The sequence below is a fragment of the Rhizosphaericola mali genome (assembly GCF_004337365.2).
GTDB classification, from domain to species: domain Bacteria; phylum Bacteroidota; class Bacteroidia; order Chitinophagales; family Chitinophagaceae; genus Rhizosphaericola; species Rhizosphaericola mali.
On record NZ_CP044016.1, the window covers coordinates 957,477 to 974,601 of the forward strand.

Sequence of the window (17,125 nt, forward strand, 5' to 3'; positions counted from 1 at the left end):
TTGAATTTTAGACTTATGTTAAATAAAATAATTCAGTTTTCTTTAAAGAATAAACTGATCGTTATTTTATTGGTATTAGGGCTGATAGGTTATGGTAGTTACTCAGTAACGCAATTGCCTATTGATGCTGTGCCCGATATTACCAATAATCAAGTGATGGTGATTACAAGTTCACCTAGTTTAAGTGCTCCTGATATAGAGCGATTTTTAACTGTTCCAATCGAACAAGCAACGAGAAATGTTCCTGGCATAATAGAGCAAAGAAGTTTCTCTCGTTTTGGATTAAGTATTGTTACGATCGTTTTCGATGAGTCTACTGATGTTTATTGGGCTAGACAACAGATTTCCGAACGATTAGCTCAGGTACAACAAGAAATTCCTTCCGGTATGGGGACGCCCACTTTGGGACCTGTTTCTACTGGGTTGGGTGAAATATATCAATATGTTGTGCGTCCATTGCCGGGATACGAACGTAAATATGATCTTGCTAAATTGCGTGAAATACAAGATTGGATTGTAAGAAGACAATTGCTGGGCACGCCAGGCGTTGCAGATGTGAGTAGTTTTGGTGGTAATTTAAAACAATATGAGGTTTCCATAAGCCCAGAAAAGTTACAAGCATTTCATTTGACTATTGAGGATGTATATGCTGCACTTCAAGCAAATAATCAAAATGCAGGAGGTGCTTATATAGAAAAAGGCCCACAGACTTTATTTATCCGAAGTGATGGTTTGGTCTCTAATCTGGATGCGATAAGCAAAATTGTTGTTAAGAAATCGGGTATTTCACCTATTCTTATTCGTGACGTTGCTAATGTACAATATGGACATGCCATTAAATATGGTGCAATGGTTTTTAATGGAGAAGGAGAAGTTTCTGGTGCTGTTGTAATGATGTTGAAAGGTGCCAATAGTAGTCAAGTAATCAAAGATATCAAAGCAAAAGTTACAGAAATACAAAAGACGCTTCCCAAAGGCGTTAAGATTGAAGCTTTCTTAGATCGTACCAAAATGGTGAATAATGCTATTAGTACTGTAGAACACAATCTGATGGAAGGTGCGATTATCGTCGTATTTGTTCTTGTCTTGTTTTTAGGAAATATCCGAGCAGGTTTGATCGTCGCTTCTGTGATTCCTTTGGCTATGTTATTTGCGATTATTTTGATGAATTTGTTTGGTGTGAGTGGTAATCTGATGAGTTTGGGTGCATTGGATTTCGGGATGATTATTGATGGTGCCGTTATTATAGTTGAGGCCGTAATGCATCACATTCGTTATAGCAAGGATTATCAACATGCGATGAAATTGTCAGGTGCACAGATGGATTCTGATGTGCAACACGCTTCGGAAAGGATGATGCATAGTGCTGCATTTGGGCAGATTATCATTCTTATAGTTTACTTGCCTATTCTTAGTTTGGAAGGAATTGAAGGGAAAATGTTTCGTCCGATGGCTCAGACGGTTGCTTTTGCTGTTATTGGTGCTTTTCTATTATCCTTGACCTATATTCCAGTAGTAACTTCTTTGGTTTTAAATAAAAAAGTCAATCATAAGGATAACTTGTCTGACCGATGGATGAATAAAATAGCTAAAGTATATTTGCCCGTTTTAAAAAGAACATTACAACATTCAAAAATAGTAGTAACAGTTGCATTTGTATGTTTTGCGGGAGCGGTTTATTTGATGACTACATTAGGCGGAGAGTTTATTCCCCAGTTAGAGGAGGGTGATTTCGCCATTGACACACGACTCTTATCAGGAACTTCATTGACGCACACTGTGGAAGTGACGAAGAAGACCGCAGGATTATTAAAAGATAGTTTTCCAGAGGTTCAAAAGGTCGTTGTTAAAATAGGCAGCGGTGAGATCCCTACAGATCCAATGCCAATGAATGCTGCAGATATGATGGTTATATTGAAACCAAAATCTCAATGGACTTCTGCACATTCATTTCCAGAATTGGCGGATAAAATGTCCAAAGTTTTATCTAATATTCCAGAAGTTGCCGTCGGTTTTAGTTATCCTGTTCAGATGCGATTTAATGAACTCATGACTGGTTCCAAACAAGATGTAGTTTGCAAAATTTTTGGGGATGATTTAGATACACTTTCCAACTATAATGACCAATTAATGCGCATTATCAAATCTTTAAAAGGAGCGAAAGATTTGTATCAGGAAACTGTTACAGGTATTGGTCAACTTGTTGTTCGTTATAATAGAGATGCGTTGGCTAGATATGGTGTGAGTATTTCGGAAGTAAATCAGACTTTACAAACAGCGTATGCCGGAGCAAGTGCAGGTTTTGTATTTGAGGGGGATAAAAGATTTGATCTGGTTGTTAGAATGAATGACCATCAAAAAATGGATATCAACGAAATACAAAATTTGCAAATTCCATTGTCGGATGGTACTCAGATTCCATTGAATCAATTAGCTACTATAAAAATTGAAGATGGACCCTATCAGATTCAACGTGAGGATGCGAGACGTCGTATCACTGCTGGCTTTAACGTACGTGGTCGTGATATAGAAAGTATAGTGAATGAATTGCAGCAGAAGGTCCAACAGAAATTAAAATTGCCAGCAGGTTATTATATCACTTTCGGTGGGCAATATGAGAATCTGCAACATGCGACTGCACGATTACAAATTGCGGTTCCTATTGCACTTTTGCTTATTTATTTAATCTTGTTTTTCGCGTTCCAGCAATTGCGATATTGTACTTTAATTTTTTCTGCGATTCCGTTATCTATTATAGGTGGCGTTGTCGCACTGTGGATAAGAGGATTGCCTTTCAGTATTTCAGCCGGGGTTGGTTTTATAGCATTATTTGGAGTCGCTGTCTTGAATGGAATTGTGCTGATTACTGAAATGAATAGGATACATAGTTCAGAAAAAGATATAGTTAAAGTTATCCTACAGGCAACAAGCACAAGATTAAGACCTGTATTAATGACGGCAGCAGTGGCATCTTTAGGTTTTTTGCCTATGGCTATGAGTAATGGTGCTGGCGCAGAAGTGCAAAGGCCTTTGGCAACCGTTGTTATCGGAGGCTTGATTACAGCTACACTATTGACTTTACTAGTGTTGCCTTGTCTCTATTTATTAATTGAAACTAGAAAAGCAAAAAAAGACAAAATGAAAATAGCTCCTATATTACCTATATTATTGATAGGCAGTTTTGTGCTTTTGGAAAATAGCGAGGCAAATGCACAACGTAAATTGTCTTTGCAAGAAGCACTAAGTATAGCTAAAGAAAATAATTTGCAAATTTCGGCTAGCAAGTTGAATGAAAAATACAATCAAGCTATGACTGGAACTGCCGCAATGATTCCCAATACGCAGATAACGGGAGATTTTGGACAAGTGAATAGTTGGGCATTCGATAATAAGTTTTCCATAGCACAAAGTTTTTCCCTACCTTCTGTATACAAAAAGCAAAAACAAGTATTGTTGGATCAATGGAATGCTAGTCAGTTGCAAACTAAAATCCAGCAAGCGACCGTTGCTCAATGGGTGCGTACGGCATATTTACAAATAGAATATACGGTGTCGAAACAAAAGTTGCTGAAACAGATTGATTCTATTTATAGTCAAATTTCTAAAGTGGCTCAATTGCGCCATCAAGAAGGCGAGTCAACTATACTCGAAAAGACGACATTAGAAAATGAAGTGCATCAACTGCAGTTACAATATCAATTGGTATTGCAAGATCAGACATCTGCACAAGCGCAATTGTCCGCACTTTTAAATTTGGAGGAATTGCCTATTGCGACCGATACATTAAATGATAGTCGTATTATTTTCGATACTTCCATGAGTCAATCTCATCCTTTGTTGGCATACTATAAAAGTCTGCAAATACTTGCTAAAGATCAAACCGTTGCAGAAAAGTCCAAACTTACGCCTGATATTACATTAGGTTATAATAATCAATCTTTCGTAGGGTGGCAAGCTGATCGTGCACAAGTGGACCATTATTATAATGCAGGAAGGCGCTTTAATTCTGGTCAATTAGGATTAGCAATTCCCATTTTTAATAAGGCGCAAAAGAATAAAATTAGAGCCGCAAAAATGGGCGAAAACCTTGCAGAAGCAAATGCAGCCGCAGCGGAGCAGTCCCTTAAAATAGAAATGCAAAAAGTTTATTTTCAATATCAAAAAGATATTCAGGCTGTAGATTATTTTCAAAAAATTGGTAAAAATCAAGCGGATATCATTACAAAAAATGCAGCATTGCAATATAAAAATGGAGAAATAAACTACTTGGATTGGTTGCAATTGATGCGCAATGCAATTACAATTTATAGTTCTTATATAGACCAATTAAACGCATTTCAATTGGATCAAATACAACTACAATATTTTCTTTCTCAAAATGAAAATTAGCATGAAAAATATTTTAATTTATATATTATTTGCTAGCTTTTTTATGGCTTGTAAAGCTAAAAATGAAGCGAATAATGAAACTACAACACCATCCAAAGAGTCGGATGTGGTTGTTTTTAATGATATTCAACTAAAAAATGCTGGCGTTAAAGTTGGATATCCTTCTATGCAACATATACATTCTCAGATTAAAGTTAGTGGTACAGTCGATGTTCCGCCAACTAATCTAGTTTCTGTAAGTTTTCCATTTGGTGGGTATGTAAAATCCATTCATTTGTTGCCAGGAATGAAAGTGCAAAAAGGAGAAATAATCGCTACATTAGAAGATCAGTCTTATGTACAAGTACAACAGGATTTTTTGACTACTAAAGCACAATTGGAATATTTGCAAACAGATGTAGCGCGGCAAAAAAAATTGAGTCAAAATGATGCCGCAACTATAAAAAATTATCAATTGGTTTTGAGTCAATATCAAATGCAAGAAGCTATATTCAAAAGTTTGGAACAGAAATTAAAAATTTTACATATTTCGCCAAAGAATTTGCATGCTGGAAATTTGACGGTTGATATTCCCGTATATGCGCCTATATCAGGATTCGTATCACAGGTAAATGTTAATCTGGGGCAATATGTCAATCCTTCAGATATTTTGTTTAGTTTGATTAATCCATCGGATTTACATGCTGCAATGGCTGTGTTTGAAAAAGATTTACCACTTTTTAAACCTGGGATGAATGGTGTTGTTTATTTAAATGACGATACTACGAAACTATATCCAGTAGAGGTAATATTAGTGGCAAAAGATGTGGATAGTATAGGGAAAGCTTTAGTGCATTGTCATTTCGAATCGGTATTGCCACATATGGCTCCTGGGATGTTTTTAAATGGTAAATTTGATATAGATGGTGGTAATTCTATCGCGGTTCCTGATGATGCAGTAGTGAGATATTATGGTAGAGACTATATTTTTACTACAAAAGATGGACATAAATTTAAAATGCAAGAAGTAAATATAGGAGATTCTCAAAATGGATTTACTTCCATTTTGCCCAACAAAACAATCGATTATTTACAAACAAAAGTAGCTATTGTGGGTGCTTATAGTCTTATTGGAGCACTTAAAAACGCAATGGAGGATGATGATTAAACTTTACTATGTTATTATATTAAAAATACCTCGATATGTCGAAGCATTTTTAATATAATAACATAGTAAAATCTAGATTGAGCAATGGATTAGTTAGTACTATCTTATCGTTTAAAATTTAAAGAAGGTAATATGATCTTGATTCTGTTGTAAAGCGCAATTGTATACAAGAATAGTATAAATGTTTTCGTTACCTCCATTAAAGTTAGATTTGCAGAACTTTAGGTACAAAAAGTGAAGATAATGTAATGCAAATTATTATTATTCCTTTTAAAATAAAAAAAGCGACAATTATGTCGCTTTTTTTGTGAGGCACCAAGCAGATTCAAACTGCTGTACAAGCTTTTGCAGAGCTCTGCCTAATCACTCGGCCATGGTGCCTTATTTCCTTGAGGGGCTGCAAAAATAAGCATTTCATTGAGATTACAAAATATCTTCTTTGGAATTTTTACAAAAATATTACGATTTTTGCCCCAAAACGAAAAAATATGAGCCGTATAGCTGAAAGTGAATTGATAATTAATGATCGTGGTGGCATTTATCATTTGGATATCAGACCGGAGGAGTTGGGAGATAATGTGATTGTCGTAGGTGATCCGGGCCGAGTTCCATTGGTGAGTAAATATTTTGATGCTATTGAATATAAAAACCAACATAGAGAATTTGTTTCACATACAGGTCGAGTTGGAAATAAAAAAGTGACGGTATTATCTACGGGTATTGGTCCTGATAATATCGATATCGTTTTCAATGAATTAGACGCTTTAGCAAATATTAATTTCGATACGAGAGAAATCAATACCGAATTAAAAAGCTTAAATATTATCCGAATTGGAACAAGTGGTTCTCTTCAAGAATCCATTCCTGTAGATAGTTTTGTAGCAGGAACTTATGGTTTGGGTTTAGATAATTTGATTCAATTTTACCAAAAAACAAGTACGGAAGAAGAAACTGCAATTTTAAATGCATTTAAACAACACACAGGTATTGACAATAATTTGACGCCCTATATTACTAAATCAGGGGAAAAATTATTGGCGCATTTTCAAGAAGGTTATCATCATGGTATTACGGTAACTTGTCCAGGATTTTTCGGACCTCAAGGAAGAATTTTGCGTTTGCAATTAACGTATCCAAAATTGGTAGATATGATGACGACTTTCCAATATGAAGGAAATTTTATTTCTAATTTTGAAATGGAAACTAGCGCGATATATGGTTTGGGTAATTTATTAGGACATAATTGTTTGAGTTTGAATGCGATTATTGCCAATAGAATTGCAAAAACTTTTTCCAAAGATGCGGCTTCAGCTATGAACAAATTGATAACTCATACGTTGGAATTACTTAGCAATTTATAATGAAGTATATTTGCAATCGTTTTAAATAAATTCGAATCAGTTTAACAAGAAAAATATCTGGAAATTTAGACAGGTAGAAGGGTAATTAAATATGAAATTTACGTTTTACAAATTCCAAGGCACTGGTAATGATTTTGTCATGATTGACAATCGCAATGGCGAAATCAAGTTAACTAACAACCTTATTCGTTTCTTAACGGAAAGAAAATTTGGAATTGGTGCGGACGGCGTCATTTTGTTAAATGCAAAAGAGGGATACGATTTTTCCATGGATTATTTTAATCCAGATGGTTCCAATACGTTTTGTGGTAATGGTGGTCGTTGTACTGTAAAGTTTGCCTCTGTTTTGGGTATAAGAAAAGAAAATTACAAATTCTCTGCGGTAGATGGTGATCATGAAGCAAATATTTCCGATAATGGCTGGGTAAACTTAAAAATGAAAGATGTCGATGGTATGAAAAAACTATTCGATGCTTGGTTGATTAATACTGGCGTGCCTCATTACGTAAAATTGGTAGACGATGTTAAAGATTTGGATGTATATGATGAAGGTAAAGCCATAAGAAATAGTCCTGATTTTATTACGGAGGGTGTGAATGTTAATTTCGTCGAAAAAGAAAGCGATTCTGATATCTATGTGCGTACATATGAGAGAGGAGTGGAAGATGAAACCTTGAGTTGTGGTACGGGTATTACTGCCGCAGCCTTAGTAGTTGCACACAATGATCGTGGTTATAATAGAGTAGAAGTGGAAACGAAAGGAGGTCATTTAGCGGTAGAATATGATAAAATCGGAGAAGATAAATTTGAAAATATTTGGTTGTGTGGACCAGCTACGCTTGTTTATTCTGGAACGATCGAAATACCTGAGGAAGATATCTAATACATGATTCAATATTTTCTCAATAAAGAAGGACATATCGTCGAAATGGCCAATGCCAAAGACGGCGCTTGGGTGAATGTAGTTCCTCCTTTTAAAGAGGAAGAGTTTATAGATCTATCTGAAAATTTGGAAATTCCGATTGAATTTTTGCGCGACTCGCTCGATATCGACGAAAGAGCGCGTTACGAGCAAGAGGATAATACCAAATTTATCGTCATAAAGACTCCTACTGAGAACAATTCCTTTAACGAAAGTGATGCATATTATATTACGATTCCGATTTGTATCATCTTGACGCACCAGCAGATTGTAACGGTTAACTCGTTCGATAATGGCGCGATTAAAAAGTTTTTGAATTCCTTTCAAAATAGACATCCAGATAAGAAAAACATGATGGTTTTGAAGATTTTTGAAAAAGTCGTTCAGAACTTCATGGAATATTTACGTGAAATCAATCAAAAAACCAATCAATACGAACAACAATTATACGAAAGCAATAAGAATTCGGATTTGTTCAATTTGATGCGTATTCAAAAAAGTTTGGTCTATTTCATCACTTCTTTGAAAGCGAATGAATTGTTGCTGATGAAATTGTCGCGTTCCAATTTTTTGAAATTAAATGAAGATGAGCGTGAATATTTGGAGGATTTACTCGTTGATTTAAGTCAGGCATCAGAAATGGCCAATATTTACTCCAATATATTGACGAGCACGATGGATGCATTTGCAAGTATCATCAATAATAATATGAATACGGTGATGAAGCGCTTGACTTCTATCACATTGATTATTTCTATACCTACTTTGGTCTCGAGTGCTTATGGTATGAATGTAGAGATTCCAGGGCAGCATTCGTTTCATGCGTTTTATATTCCTGTTATAATTTCCCTACTTATTTCTGTAGTTATCTGTTGGTATTTTTGGAAAAAGAAATGGTTCTAATATGATAAATGAAATTACACTTCGCGTTTATGGTATTGTCATAGATCCGATAAAAGGTGTTTTGGTAAGTGATGAATATATTCGAGGCTCTTTTTTTACCAAATTCCCTGGAGGTGGTTTAGAAATGGGAGAAGGTACGCGAGATTGTTTGAAACGTGAATTTATGGAAGAAACTGGCGTTGAGGTAGAGATTGGTGAACATATTTATACTACGGATTATTTTCAACCATCTGCGTTTAGAGAGGGACAACAATTTATTGGAATATATTATAAAGTTATCGTAAAAGATAGTTCAGCATTTAAAGTTGCTAATAATCCTTTTGCATTCCAACCTTCTGATATTCAAGATCCTAACGGTGAAGCTGAGAGTTTGCGTTGGATTCCTTTAACTGCATTATCTGAAAATTCGGTACAGCTTCCTACAGACAAAATTATTGTCAAAAAAATACTAGAAGAAACACTTAATCTTTCTTAAAATACACTGATTTAATAGACTAAAGTCCAATTTTCCGCTATATTTGCAATTCTATATTAAATTAATAGACTTTAGTTATGTGGAAAAACAATATACTGGAAACAATAGGAGATACCCCGTTAATAAAATTAAATAGTGTTACCAAAAGTCTCCCTTGTACAGTATTGGCAAAAGTGGAATATTTCAATCCAGGAAATTCTGTTAAGGATCGAATGGCGTTGAAAATGATCGAAGAAGCCGAAAAGACAGGAAAATTAAAGCCCGGAGGTACCATCATCGAAGGTACAAGTGGTAATACAGGTATGGGATTGGCGATGGGTGCCATCATCAAAGGTTACAAATGTATCTTTACAACTACAGATAAACAAAGTAAAGAAAAAGTCGATATTCTAAAAGCATTAGGAGCAGAAGTGATTGTGTGTCCTACGAATGTTGAACCCGAAGATCCAAAGAGTTATTATTCTGTATCCAAAAGACTGTCTCAAGAAGTACCTAATTCTTGGTATGTTAATCAATATGATAACTTAGCCAATAGACAAGCGCATTACGAATCTACAGGTCCTGAAATATGGGAACAAACAGAAGGTAAAATTACCCATTTGGTCGTTGCCTCTGGCACAGGTGGTACGGTTACAGGAACGGGAAAATATTTGAAAGAGAAAAATCCCAATATTAAAGTTTGGGCAGTGGATAGTTACGGTTCTCTTTTGACTAAATATTTCAAAACTGGCGAAATTGATATGTCGCAAGTGCATCCCTATATAACCGAAGGGATTGGAGAAGATTTCGTTCCGCAGAACTATGATATGGAAAATATTGATGCATTCGAACAAGTGACCGATAAAGATGGTGCGGTGATGGCGCGTCGTATTTCCAAGGAAGAAGGTATTTTCGTTGGATATAGTGCTGGTAGCGCTGTGCAAGGTCTTTTACAAAAGAAAGAAGAATTAACCAAAGACGATATTGTTGTGGTTATTTTCCATGATCATGGCAGTCGTTATGTTGGAAAAATTTACAATGACCAATGGATGATGGAACGTGGATTTTTGGAAGTAAAAACTTTTAAAGATATTATCAGTGGAAGGAAATCTCAACCATTAATTTCTGTATCTTCGAAAAGTAATATTTCTGAAGCTGTAGAATTGATGAAACAATATGATATTGAACATATTCCTGTGATTGAGAAAGACGAATTGATAGGTTCCATTAGTGAATCTGGTTTATTTATCAAAATCTTCAATGATCCAGATTTAAAAAGTAAATTAGTATCAGATGTGATTGAAGAACCTTTTCCATTGGTTAGTTTCGATTCTCCAATTGAGCGAATAGCTAAATTGATTAAAAAAGAAACGGGTGCAGTAATGTCCAAAGACGAAACTGGATCTTATCACATTATCACAAAATTTGACATTATACAAAATTTGGGTAATCAATAGACATTATTAGAGACACATGAGATAATCCAACGCTGTCAAGATTGAAAAATCGGACAGCGTTTTTATTTAATTCTAATTCTAGGCGGTACAGCTTCGCAATTTACCTTTGATTTAATACTTTTGCACTCTTTAAAGAAAATATAAATATGTTAGTAGGTTTAAATAATGTTACGTTTGAATTTGGTTCTAGAGTTATCGTTTCGGAAGCAACTTGGCATATTCAGCCAGGAGAACGCATCGGTTTGATAGGTTACAATGGACAAGGGAAATCAACATTATTAAAAGTATTGACCAATGTTTATACGCCTTCTGTTGGAACTGTAGAACGTGGTAAATCGGTCACTATTGGTTATTTGCATCAAGATTTATTGAGTTTCAGCACCGAAGATTCTATTGTAGAAGTGGCCATGACGGCATTTGAAAGAGTTAAGGAAATTGAATCTGAATTGGTACGTGTCGGTAATGAATTAGAAAAAACTTCTGATGAAAAATTATTAGAAACCTACACCGATTTATTACACGAGATGGATATGTTGGATGGTTATAATATCCAATACAAAACGGAAGAAGTGTTGCAAGGTCTTGGTTTTACGACCGAACAAATGCAAAAGCCTTATAAGGAATTTAGTGGAGGCTGGCGTATGCGTGTATTATTAGCCAAAATGATCTTACAATCTCCTGATGTGTTGCTTTTGGATGAACCGACCAATCACTTGGATTTACCATCTATTGAATGGTTAGAAAAATATCTATTAAAATATAAGGGTAGCGTTGTTATTGTCAGCCACGATAAATTTTTCTTAAATAAATTGGTTAATAAAATTGTGGAATTGTATCAACAAAAATTACATTTCTATACAGGTGATTATGACTACTATGAACAAGAACGTGAAATAAGATTTGAACAAATGCAACGTGCGTATGAAAATCAACAAGATTACATCCGCCAGCAAGAGCGTTTTATTGAGCGTTTCCGTTCTAAAGCTTCTAAGGCAGCGCAAGCACAAAGTATTATCAAGCGTTTGGATAAATTGGATCGTGTTGAGCAAACGACACTTGAAAGACCTAATTTGAATATTACGTTTCATGTAGACAAACAACCAGGTAAAATAATTTCTACCTTAAAAGATATTACCAAATATTTCGGTGAAAATCGTATTGTTGAAAATTCCAGTATCGAGATCAATCGCGGTGATAAAATTGGTTTGATTGGTGCCAATGGTAAAGGTAAATCTACCGTTTTACGTATTATCGCGGGTTCAGAACCTTTGGATAATGGCGAAAGTATTTTGGGACATAATGTCGAACCAAGTTTCTATGCACAGCATCAATTAGAATCTTTGCATTTGGAAAATAATGTTTTGGAAGAAATGCAAACTTGCGGTAGTGGTAAGACCGATCAAGAATTGCGTACGATTTTGGGTTGTTTCTTGTTTGGCGGAGAAGACGTTGATAAGAAAATTAAAATATTGAGTGGTGGAGAAAAAGCGCGTGTTGCTTTGGCAAAAGTAATCGCATCAAAATCAAATTTCTTGCTATTGGATGAACCTACGAATCACTTGGATATGGTCAGTGTGGAATTGTTGGCTGATGCGTTGAAAAAATTTCAAGGTACATTGATCAGTGTTAGTCACGACCGTTTCTTTATTTCCAAAATGGCGAATAAAATATGGGAAATTGAAGATGGTGTAATTAAAGAATTTGACGGACCATATTCTGAATACATGGAGTGGAAAGAACGTATGGAAAAGCAAGCCAAAGAAAATGGCAAAAGCAATAATTCCAACAAAGTCGAGGAAAAAAAAAGCGTAGTTAAAAAGGAAGAAAAACCTGTAACTACAATTTCTAGAGATGAATTTAAAGAGCAAGATCGCTTGCAAAAGAAATTTCAAAAATTAGAAAAACAAATTGCACAACTCAATCAAGATAAGAAAAATTTGGAAACCCAAATGGCGGATGCAAACGTGTATTCGGATGCGAAGAAATTTGCAGAAGTAGAAAAAAAATATGCGAATTTGAATGAAGAATTAAAACTCGCCAATCAAGAATACGAAGAGATATTTGATAAAATAACCGAAGCTTAAGCTTCGGTTATTTTTTGCCTAATTATTTAAAAATGTAGTTTCCAAATTTTCTAATAATGGTTCTACATTGAAAAATGAAGCTAATTTATAAACGACTTCTTCTACGATGGCATCAGGACAGCTTGCTCCGCTAGTGATGAGGACTTTAATCGTTTCTTTATGCAGATCAATATAATTTTCGGTAGTAAATTCTTCTTTAGTTTTCCAATTACAACTGACAATGCTTTGTTTGGATAATAATTTGTCAGCACTGTTAATGAAATATGTAGGAAGAGATTTTTCACATATTTCAACTAAATGGGATGTATTACTACTTTTATAGCCTCCCACAACAAGTGCAAAATCTGCATCTTTACTTTCTTCCATCAATCCTTGAACCGCAGATTGATTGTCATTAGTTGCATAACAGAGTGTATCGCGTGTATCAGCAAATCTTGTTTGGATATTGCTATCATCTAATTGATAATGGGATTTGTAAACCGAACGAAGGAAATTTACAATTTCCAAAGTGTCAGACGCTAATTGTGTAGTTTGATTCACAACACCGATTTTTTTCAAATCATTATTAACATCAAATCCTTCGGAATAGCAATTTCTGAATCTTTCATAAAATTCATTTGCAGGACTTTCGCCTGTGATAAATTTCGCCAAATCTTGCGCGTCTTTAAAATTATTCAAAATTAAAGTGGGTGTTTTATCCGAAGCATGTGAAAAGGTCGCTCTTGTTTCTTCATGTTTGGGTTTACCATGAACAATAATAGAATATCCTTTTTCTGCAATTTGTCCGCTACGATTCCATACTTTTTCTACAAATGGACAAGTTGTATTAAATTTTTCCGTTTGGATACCAATAGACGCGAGCTTCTCTTCAATTTCCAAAGTTGTTCCGAAAGCTGGAATTAAGACCACGTCGTCTTTTTTCAAATTATCAAAATCGATCAATTGATTTCCATAGGTATCTTGCAAAAATTGAACGCCTTCTGCTTCTAGATCAGCATTAACTTGAGGATTATGAATCATCTCACTCAAAAGAAAAATACGTTTCCCTTTATTTTCACGAATGGTTCGAAATGCAATATCAATTGCATTTTCAACACCATAGCAAAATCCGAAATGACGCGCCAAATAGATTTTCAAAGATCCTAATTCCAAAAGTGTTGGTGAAAAATCTTTTTTCATTTTGTCTAATCGAGATCGGCTACTTTTGATATTGCTGATAAGCGCACTTCGATAAATATTGGGAACTTCAAACTTTTTCATCTAATACAAAATTACATTTTAATCGTAATTATTGTATATAAATGCATTTCAACAATGTATTTGTGTCTAATTTATCTAAAATATTATCTTTGACACCAATGGATTCACTTACCCATATCGTTTTAGGCGCTTGTTTAGGAAAAGTTATTTTACCCGAAAAGATGGGTAAAAAAGCTTTAATATTTGGAGCATTGGCACATAGTATCCCAGATATAGATGGTATTAGTTCTTTCTTTAATACCGCATCTCAAGATTTGGTGATTCATCGCGGATTGTCTCATTCGTTTTTTATAGCTTTTCTGCTCTCGTTAGTTTTCGCGGCATTTTTCCATAAAGACAAAAATAGTAGTTATCATTTTGGTAAATTGGCATTTTGTTTCTTCATATTGATAGGGCTGCATGATATATTAGACACTTGTAATAATTATGGGACGGAATTGTTTGCACCTTTTTTATCCAAAAGATATTCTTTTCATTTATTATATGTTGTCGATCCGCTGTTTACGATCGTACCGCTTGTGATGGCAATTTTTTTATTTGCAAAGAAAAAATATTGGAAAAATGCAACGAAAATAGCTTGGGTAGGAATTTTAATACCAATAATTTACATCGGTGCAGTTTTTATAGGAAAGGAAAAAGTTGAAGCAAATATTGTAAAAAATAATCTTCCTTCGACTGCGCATTTGAATATATTAACACCTAGTCCATTTAATAGCATGCTTTGGTATGGAATATTCAAAGATACAAATGGGGATATTTATACGACGTATAGATCTATTTGGGATAAACCAGAAAGACAAAATTCCTTTCAATTTTATCCGAAAAATCCTACACTATTAACTCCGTTTAAAGATCGGGAAGATGTGAAAAATCTACTCGAATTTTCGGATAGTGTGTACGTTTTGCAAAAACATGGTGATACAACCGAATTTTGTATTCCAAGATTTGGGCAAATATTGGGTTGGGAATTTCCAAACGCTGAATTTACTTTTTATTATTATCTCAATCCAGGAATGGATAACGCATTATTGATTCAGCGTGGACGCGTACGCGGTTGGAATACTGCAACTAAAGATTTTTACTGGAATCGGATTTGGGGTAAATAATTAAGCTGGATTTCTAAGCATTTTGATATGTTCGATACCTGATTCCAAATAAATATCACTGATTTTTTGGAATCCAAAATTGCCATAAAATTTTTCCAAATGAGCTTGTGCACTGATTTTAATTGGAATATTTCCGAACAATTCCTCCGAAAATTCTAATGATTTTTTCAAAAGGAGTTTGCCTATTTTTTGTCCACGATAAGTCATTCTACAAGCAATTCTACCAATTGATGCTTCTGGATAGGAAAGCCCAGGTGCTAATAATCTTGCATACGCAACCAAAATTTCTTTGTCCCAAATCATCAAATGATAACATTGTAAATCTTTAAAATCGGTCTCTTTTTCCGTGCATTTTTGTTCTTCCAAAAAAACTTCGTCACGTATATCCCAAATATGATATAATTCTATCAAGGAAAGCTGATCAAAATATTTGTATTCTATTCGAAAGTTCATCATATTTTTAATCAAATATAAAGTTTCTGCGTAGTTTTGCGATATTTGTCAAGAATTTACGTACAAATTTTAAAAATAGAAAATGTCTGCTTCAATTCTTTTTTCACTCGTAATCGCCTATTTCCTCATTCTTTTATTTGTTTCCTGGAAGACGGGAAAGGGGAGTAATAACGAATCTTTCTTTATTGGCAACCGCAATAGTAATTGGATGTTGGTTGCGTTTGGTATGATCGGAACTTCCTTGAGCGGCGTTACGTTTGTCAGTGTTCCTGGCGCGGTAGGGAAGGACGCTTGGGGATATATGCAGGTGACATTGGGCTATATGATTGGTTATGTGACGATTGCGCTGGTTTTATTGCCATTGTATTACCGATTGAAGTTGACGTCTATTTATGATTATTTATTAAAAAGATTGGGTTTTTTATCCTACAAAACGGGCGCTTCTTTCTTCATATTATCCAGATTAGTTGGCGCAACTGCTCGTTTGTATTTGGTCGTAAATATTTTGCAAAATACGATTTTAGATAGTTTTGGTGTGCCATTTTGGTTGTCGACATTGATCATTTTGGCAATGATTATTCTATACACATTTGAAGGCGGCGTGAAAACGATTGTTTGGACAGACACTTTACAAACTTCAGGAATGCTTTTGGGATTAATAATTTGTACGATTTATTTATTGACTCATATGCATTTAGGATTGGGTGAAAGTTTTCATGCAATGAGTGAAAAAGGATTAACAAGAATTTTCAATACAGATCCAAATAGCAAAAATTTCTTCGTTAAACAGATCATTGCGGGTGCATTTATCACCATTACCATGACAGGAATTGATCAGGAAATGATGCAAAAAAGTATCTCCGTAACCAACTTGAAAGATTCAAAAAAGAATATGTTGACACTTTCTGTCATAATGGTGGTGGTTTTAGGTTTGTTTTTATTTCTTGGAGGGTTGTTGTATTTGTATGCAGGAAAAGAAGGAATTGCTGTATCTGGCGACGCTTTATTTCCAGAAATAGCTTTACATCATATGACGCCTATGATTTCTGTGATATTTATTATTGCGTTGATTTCTGCCTTATTTCCAAGTGCAGATGGGGCGATGACTGCATTGACTGCATCTTTTTGTATTGATATTTTGGGAATGAATAGAAAGGAGAATTGGAGTGAGGCGAAAAAGAAAAAAGTACGTCAATTGGTGCATCTTATCACGGCATTTTCCTTTCTAATTATGGTTTTGATATTCAAATGGATCAATGACAAAAGTATGATCGGAATCATTTTGAAATTAGCTGGTTATACTTATGGACCACTATTGGGATTGTTTGCCTTTGGTATTTTTACAAAAAGAAAAGTAAAAGACGCAGTTGTTCCGATAATCTGTATCGTCGCGCCAATCTTATGTTATTTGATTGATGAAAATCAAAAAAAATTATTTGGAGGCTTTGAAATCGGATTAGAATTATTGGTAATCAACGCTGCAATTACTTACGTCGGATTGTTGATTTTTTCCAAAAAACAAGTAGAATTAGAAAAATAACATTGTTATTTAAAAGTTAAAAAATGGTCCATTTTTTTTGATAATTGAC

At 34.6% G+C, this 17,125-nt stretch carries 12 protein-coding genes; 10 read left to right on the forward strand and 2 right to left on the reverse strand.

What is annotated here, in order from left to right; translation table 11 throughout:
• Positions 1–15: 15 nt before the first annotated feature.
• From E0W69_RS04130 to E0W69_RS04165, 8 genes are all read left to right on the forward strand, one after another.
• Positions 16–4,389, forward strand: coding sequence for a CusA/CzcA family heavy metal efflux RND transporter (locus tag E0W69_RS04130; protein WP_131328770.1), 4,374 nt, complete (start codon positions 16–18; stop codon positions 4,387–4,389).
• Position 4,390: 1 nt separating this feature from the next.
• Positions 4,391–5,536: an efflux RND transporter periplasmic adaptor subunit gene (locus E0W69_RS04135; RefSeq protein WP_191967960.1), complete on the forward strand. Its 1,146-nt coding sequence runs from the start codon at positions 4,391–4,393 to the stop codon at positions 5,534–5,536.
• A gap of 488 nt (positions 5,537–6,024) precedes the next feature.
• The gene (locus E0W69_RS04140; RefSeq protein ID WP_131328772.1) at positions 6,025–6,897 is read left to right on the forward strand and encodes a nucleoside phosphorylase; all 873 of its coding nucleotides are present in this window, start codon (positions 6,025–6,027) and stop codon (positions 6,895–6,897) included.
• A 91-nt stretch (positions 6,898–6,988) separates the two neighbouring features.
• Positions 6,989–7,780 (forward strand): diaminopimelate epimerase, encoded by a 792-nt coding sequence (dapF, locus tag E0W69_RS04145; RefSeq protein ID WP_131328773.1) that lies wholly within the window; start codon positions 6,989–6,991, stop codon positions 7,778–7,780.
• Positions 7,781–7,783: 3 nt separating this feature from the next.
• Positions 7,784–8,722: a magnesium transporter CorA family protein gene (locus tag E0W69_RS04150; RefSeq protein ID WP_131328774.1), complete on the forward strand. Its 939-nt coding sequence runs from the start codon at positions 7,784–7,786 to the stop codon at positions 8,720–8,722.
• A 1-nt stretch (position 8,723) separates the two neighbouring features.
• Entirely contained in the window at positions 8,724–9,197 is a 474-nt protein-coding gene (locus E0W69_RS04155; RefSeq protein ID WP_131328775.1) for an NUDIX hydrolase, read from the forward strand.
• 77 nt (positions 9,198–9,274) lie between these two features.
• A complete protein-coding gene (locus E0W69_RS04160) occupies positions 9,275–10,633 on the forward strand; it encodes a pyridoxal-phosphate dependent enzyme (RefSeq protein WP_131328776.1) in 1,359 nt (452 codons plus the stop codon).
• A 146-nt stretch (positions 10,634–10,779) separates the two neighbouring features.
• Complete coding sequence (locus E0W69_RS04165) at positions 10,780–12,717, forward strand: ABC-F family ATP-binding cassette domain-containing protein (protein WP_131328777.1); 1,938 nt, start codon at positions 10,780–10,782, stop codon at positions 12,715–12,717.
• Between the two features lie 18 nt (positions 12,718–12,735).
• Here E0W69_RS04165 and E0W69_RS04170 read toward each other — a convergent pair whose 3' ends face one another.
• On the reverse strand, positions 12,736–13,977 hold the full coding sequence (locus E0W69_RS04170) for a 4-hydroxy-3-methylbut-2-enyl diphosphate reductase (RefSeq protein ID WP_131328778.1): 1,242 nt from the start codon (positions 13,975–13,977) through the stop codon (positions 12,736–12,738).
• 62 nt (positions 13,978–14,039) lie between these two features.
• On the opposite strand from E0W69_RS04170, the gene E0W69_RS04175 reads away from it, so the two are divergent.
• Complete coding sequence (locus tag E0W69_RS04175; RefSeq protein ID WP_191967961.1) at positions 14,040–15,083, forward strand: metal-dependent hydrolase; 1,044 nt, start codon at positions 14,040–14,042, stop codon at positions 15,081–15,083.
• Here E0W69_RS04175 and E0W69_RS04180 read toward each other — a convergent pair whose 3' ends face one another.
• The gene (locus E0W69_RS04180) at positions 15,084–15,539 is read right to left on the reverse strand and encodes a GNAT family N-acetyltransferase (protein ID WP_225321389.1); all 456 of its coding nucleotides are present in this window, start codon (positions 15,537–15,539) and stop codon (positions 15,084–15,086) included.
• A gap of 79 nt (positions 15,540–15,618) precedes the next feature.
• On the opposite strand from E0W69_RS04180, the gene E0W69_RS04185 reads away from it, so the two are divergent.
• Positions 15,619–17,076 carry a sodium:solute symporter gene (locus E0W69_RS04185; RefSeq protein WP_131328780.1) on the forward strand — a complete coding sequence of 486 codons (1,458 nt, stop codon included), beginning with the start codon at positions 15,619–15,621 and terminating at the stop codon, positions 17,074–17,076.
• Positions 17,077–17,125 lie beyond the last annotated feature (49 nt).

Excerpts from the sequence above, each read along its gene's own strand:
- E0W69_RS04150 (WP_131328774.1), top strand. The coding sequence starts at position 7,784 with ATGATTCAATATTTTCTCAATAAAGAAGGACATATCGTCGAAATGGCC.
- E0W69_RS04130 (WP_131328770.1), top strand. The coding sequence starts at position 16 with ATGTTAAATAAAATAATTCAGTTTTCTTTAAAGAATAAACTGATCGTT.
- E0W69_RS04185 (WP_131328780.1), top strand. The coding sequence starts at position 15,619 with ATGTCTGCTTCAATTCTTTTTTCACTCGTAATCGCCTATTTCCTCATT.
- E0W69_RS04160 (WP_131328776.1), top strand. The coding sequence starts at position 9,275 with ATGTGGAAAAACAATATACTGGAAACAATAGGAGATACCCCGTTAATA.
- E0W69_RS04135 (WP_191967960.1), top strand. The coding sequence starts at position 4,391 with ATGAAAAATATTTTAATTTATATATTATTTGCTAGCTTTTTTATGGCT.
- E0W69_RS04180 (WP_225321389.1), bottom strand. The coding sequence starts at position 15,539 with ATGATGAACTTTCGAATAGAATACAAATATTTTGATCAGCTTTCCTTG.
- E0W69_RS04140 (WP_131328772.1), top strand. The coding sequence starts at position 6,025 with ATGAGCCGTATAGCTGAAAGTGAATTGATAATTAATGATCGTGGTGGC.
- dapF (WP_131328773.1), top strand. The coding sequence starts at position 6,989 with ATGAAATTTACGTTTTACAAATTCCAAGGCACTGGTAATGATTTTGTC.
- E0W69_RS04170 (WP_131328778.1), bottom strand. The coding sequence starts at position 13,977 with ATGAAAAAGTTTGAAGTTCCCAATATTTATCGAAGTGCGCTTATCAGC.
- E0W69_RS04155 (WP_131328775.1), top strand. The coding sequence starts at position 8,724 with ATGATAAATGAAATTACACTTCGCGTTTATGGTATTGTCATAGATCCG.
- E0W69_RS04165 (WP_131328777.1), top strand. The coding sequence starts at position 10,780 with ATGTTAGTAGGTTTAAATAATGTTACGTTTGAATTTGGTTCTAGAGTT.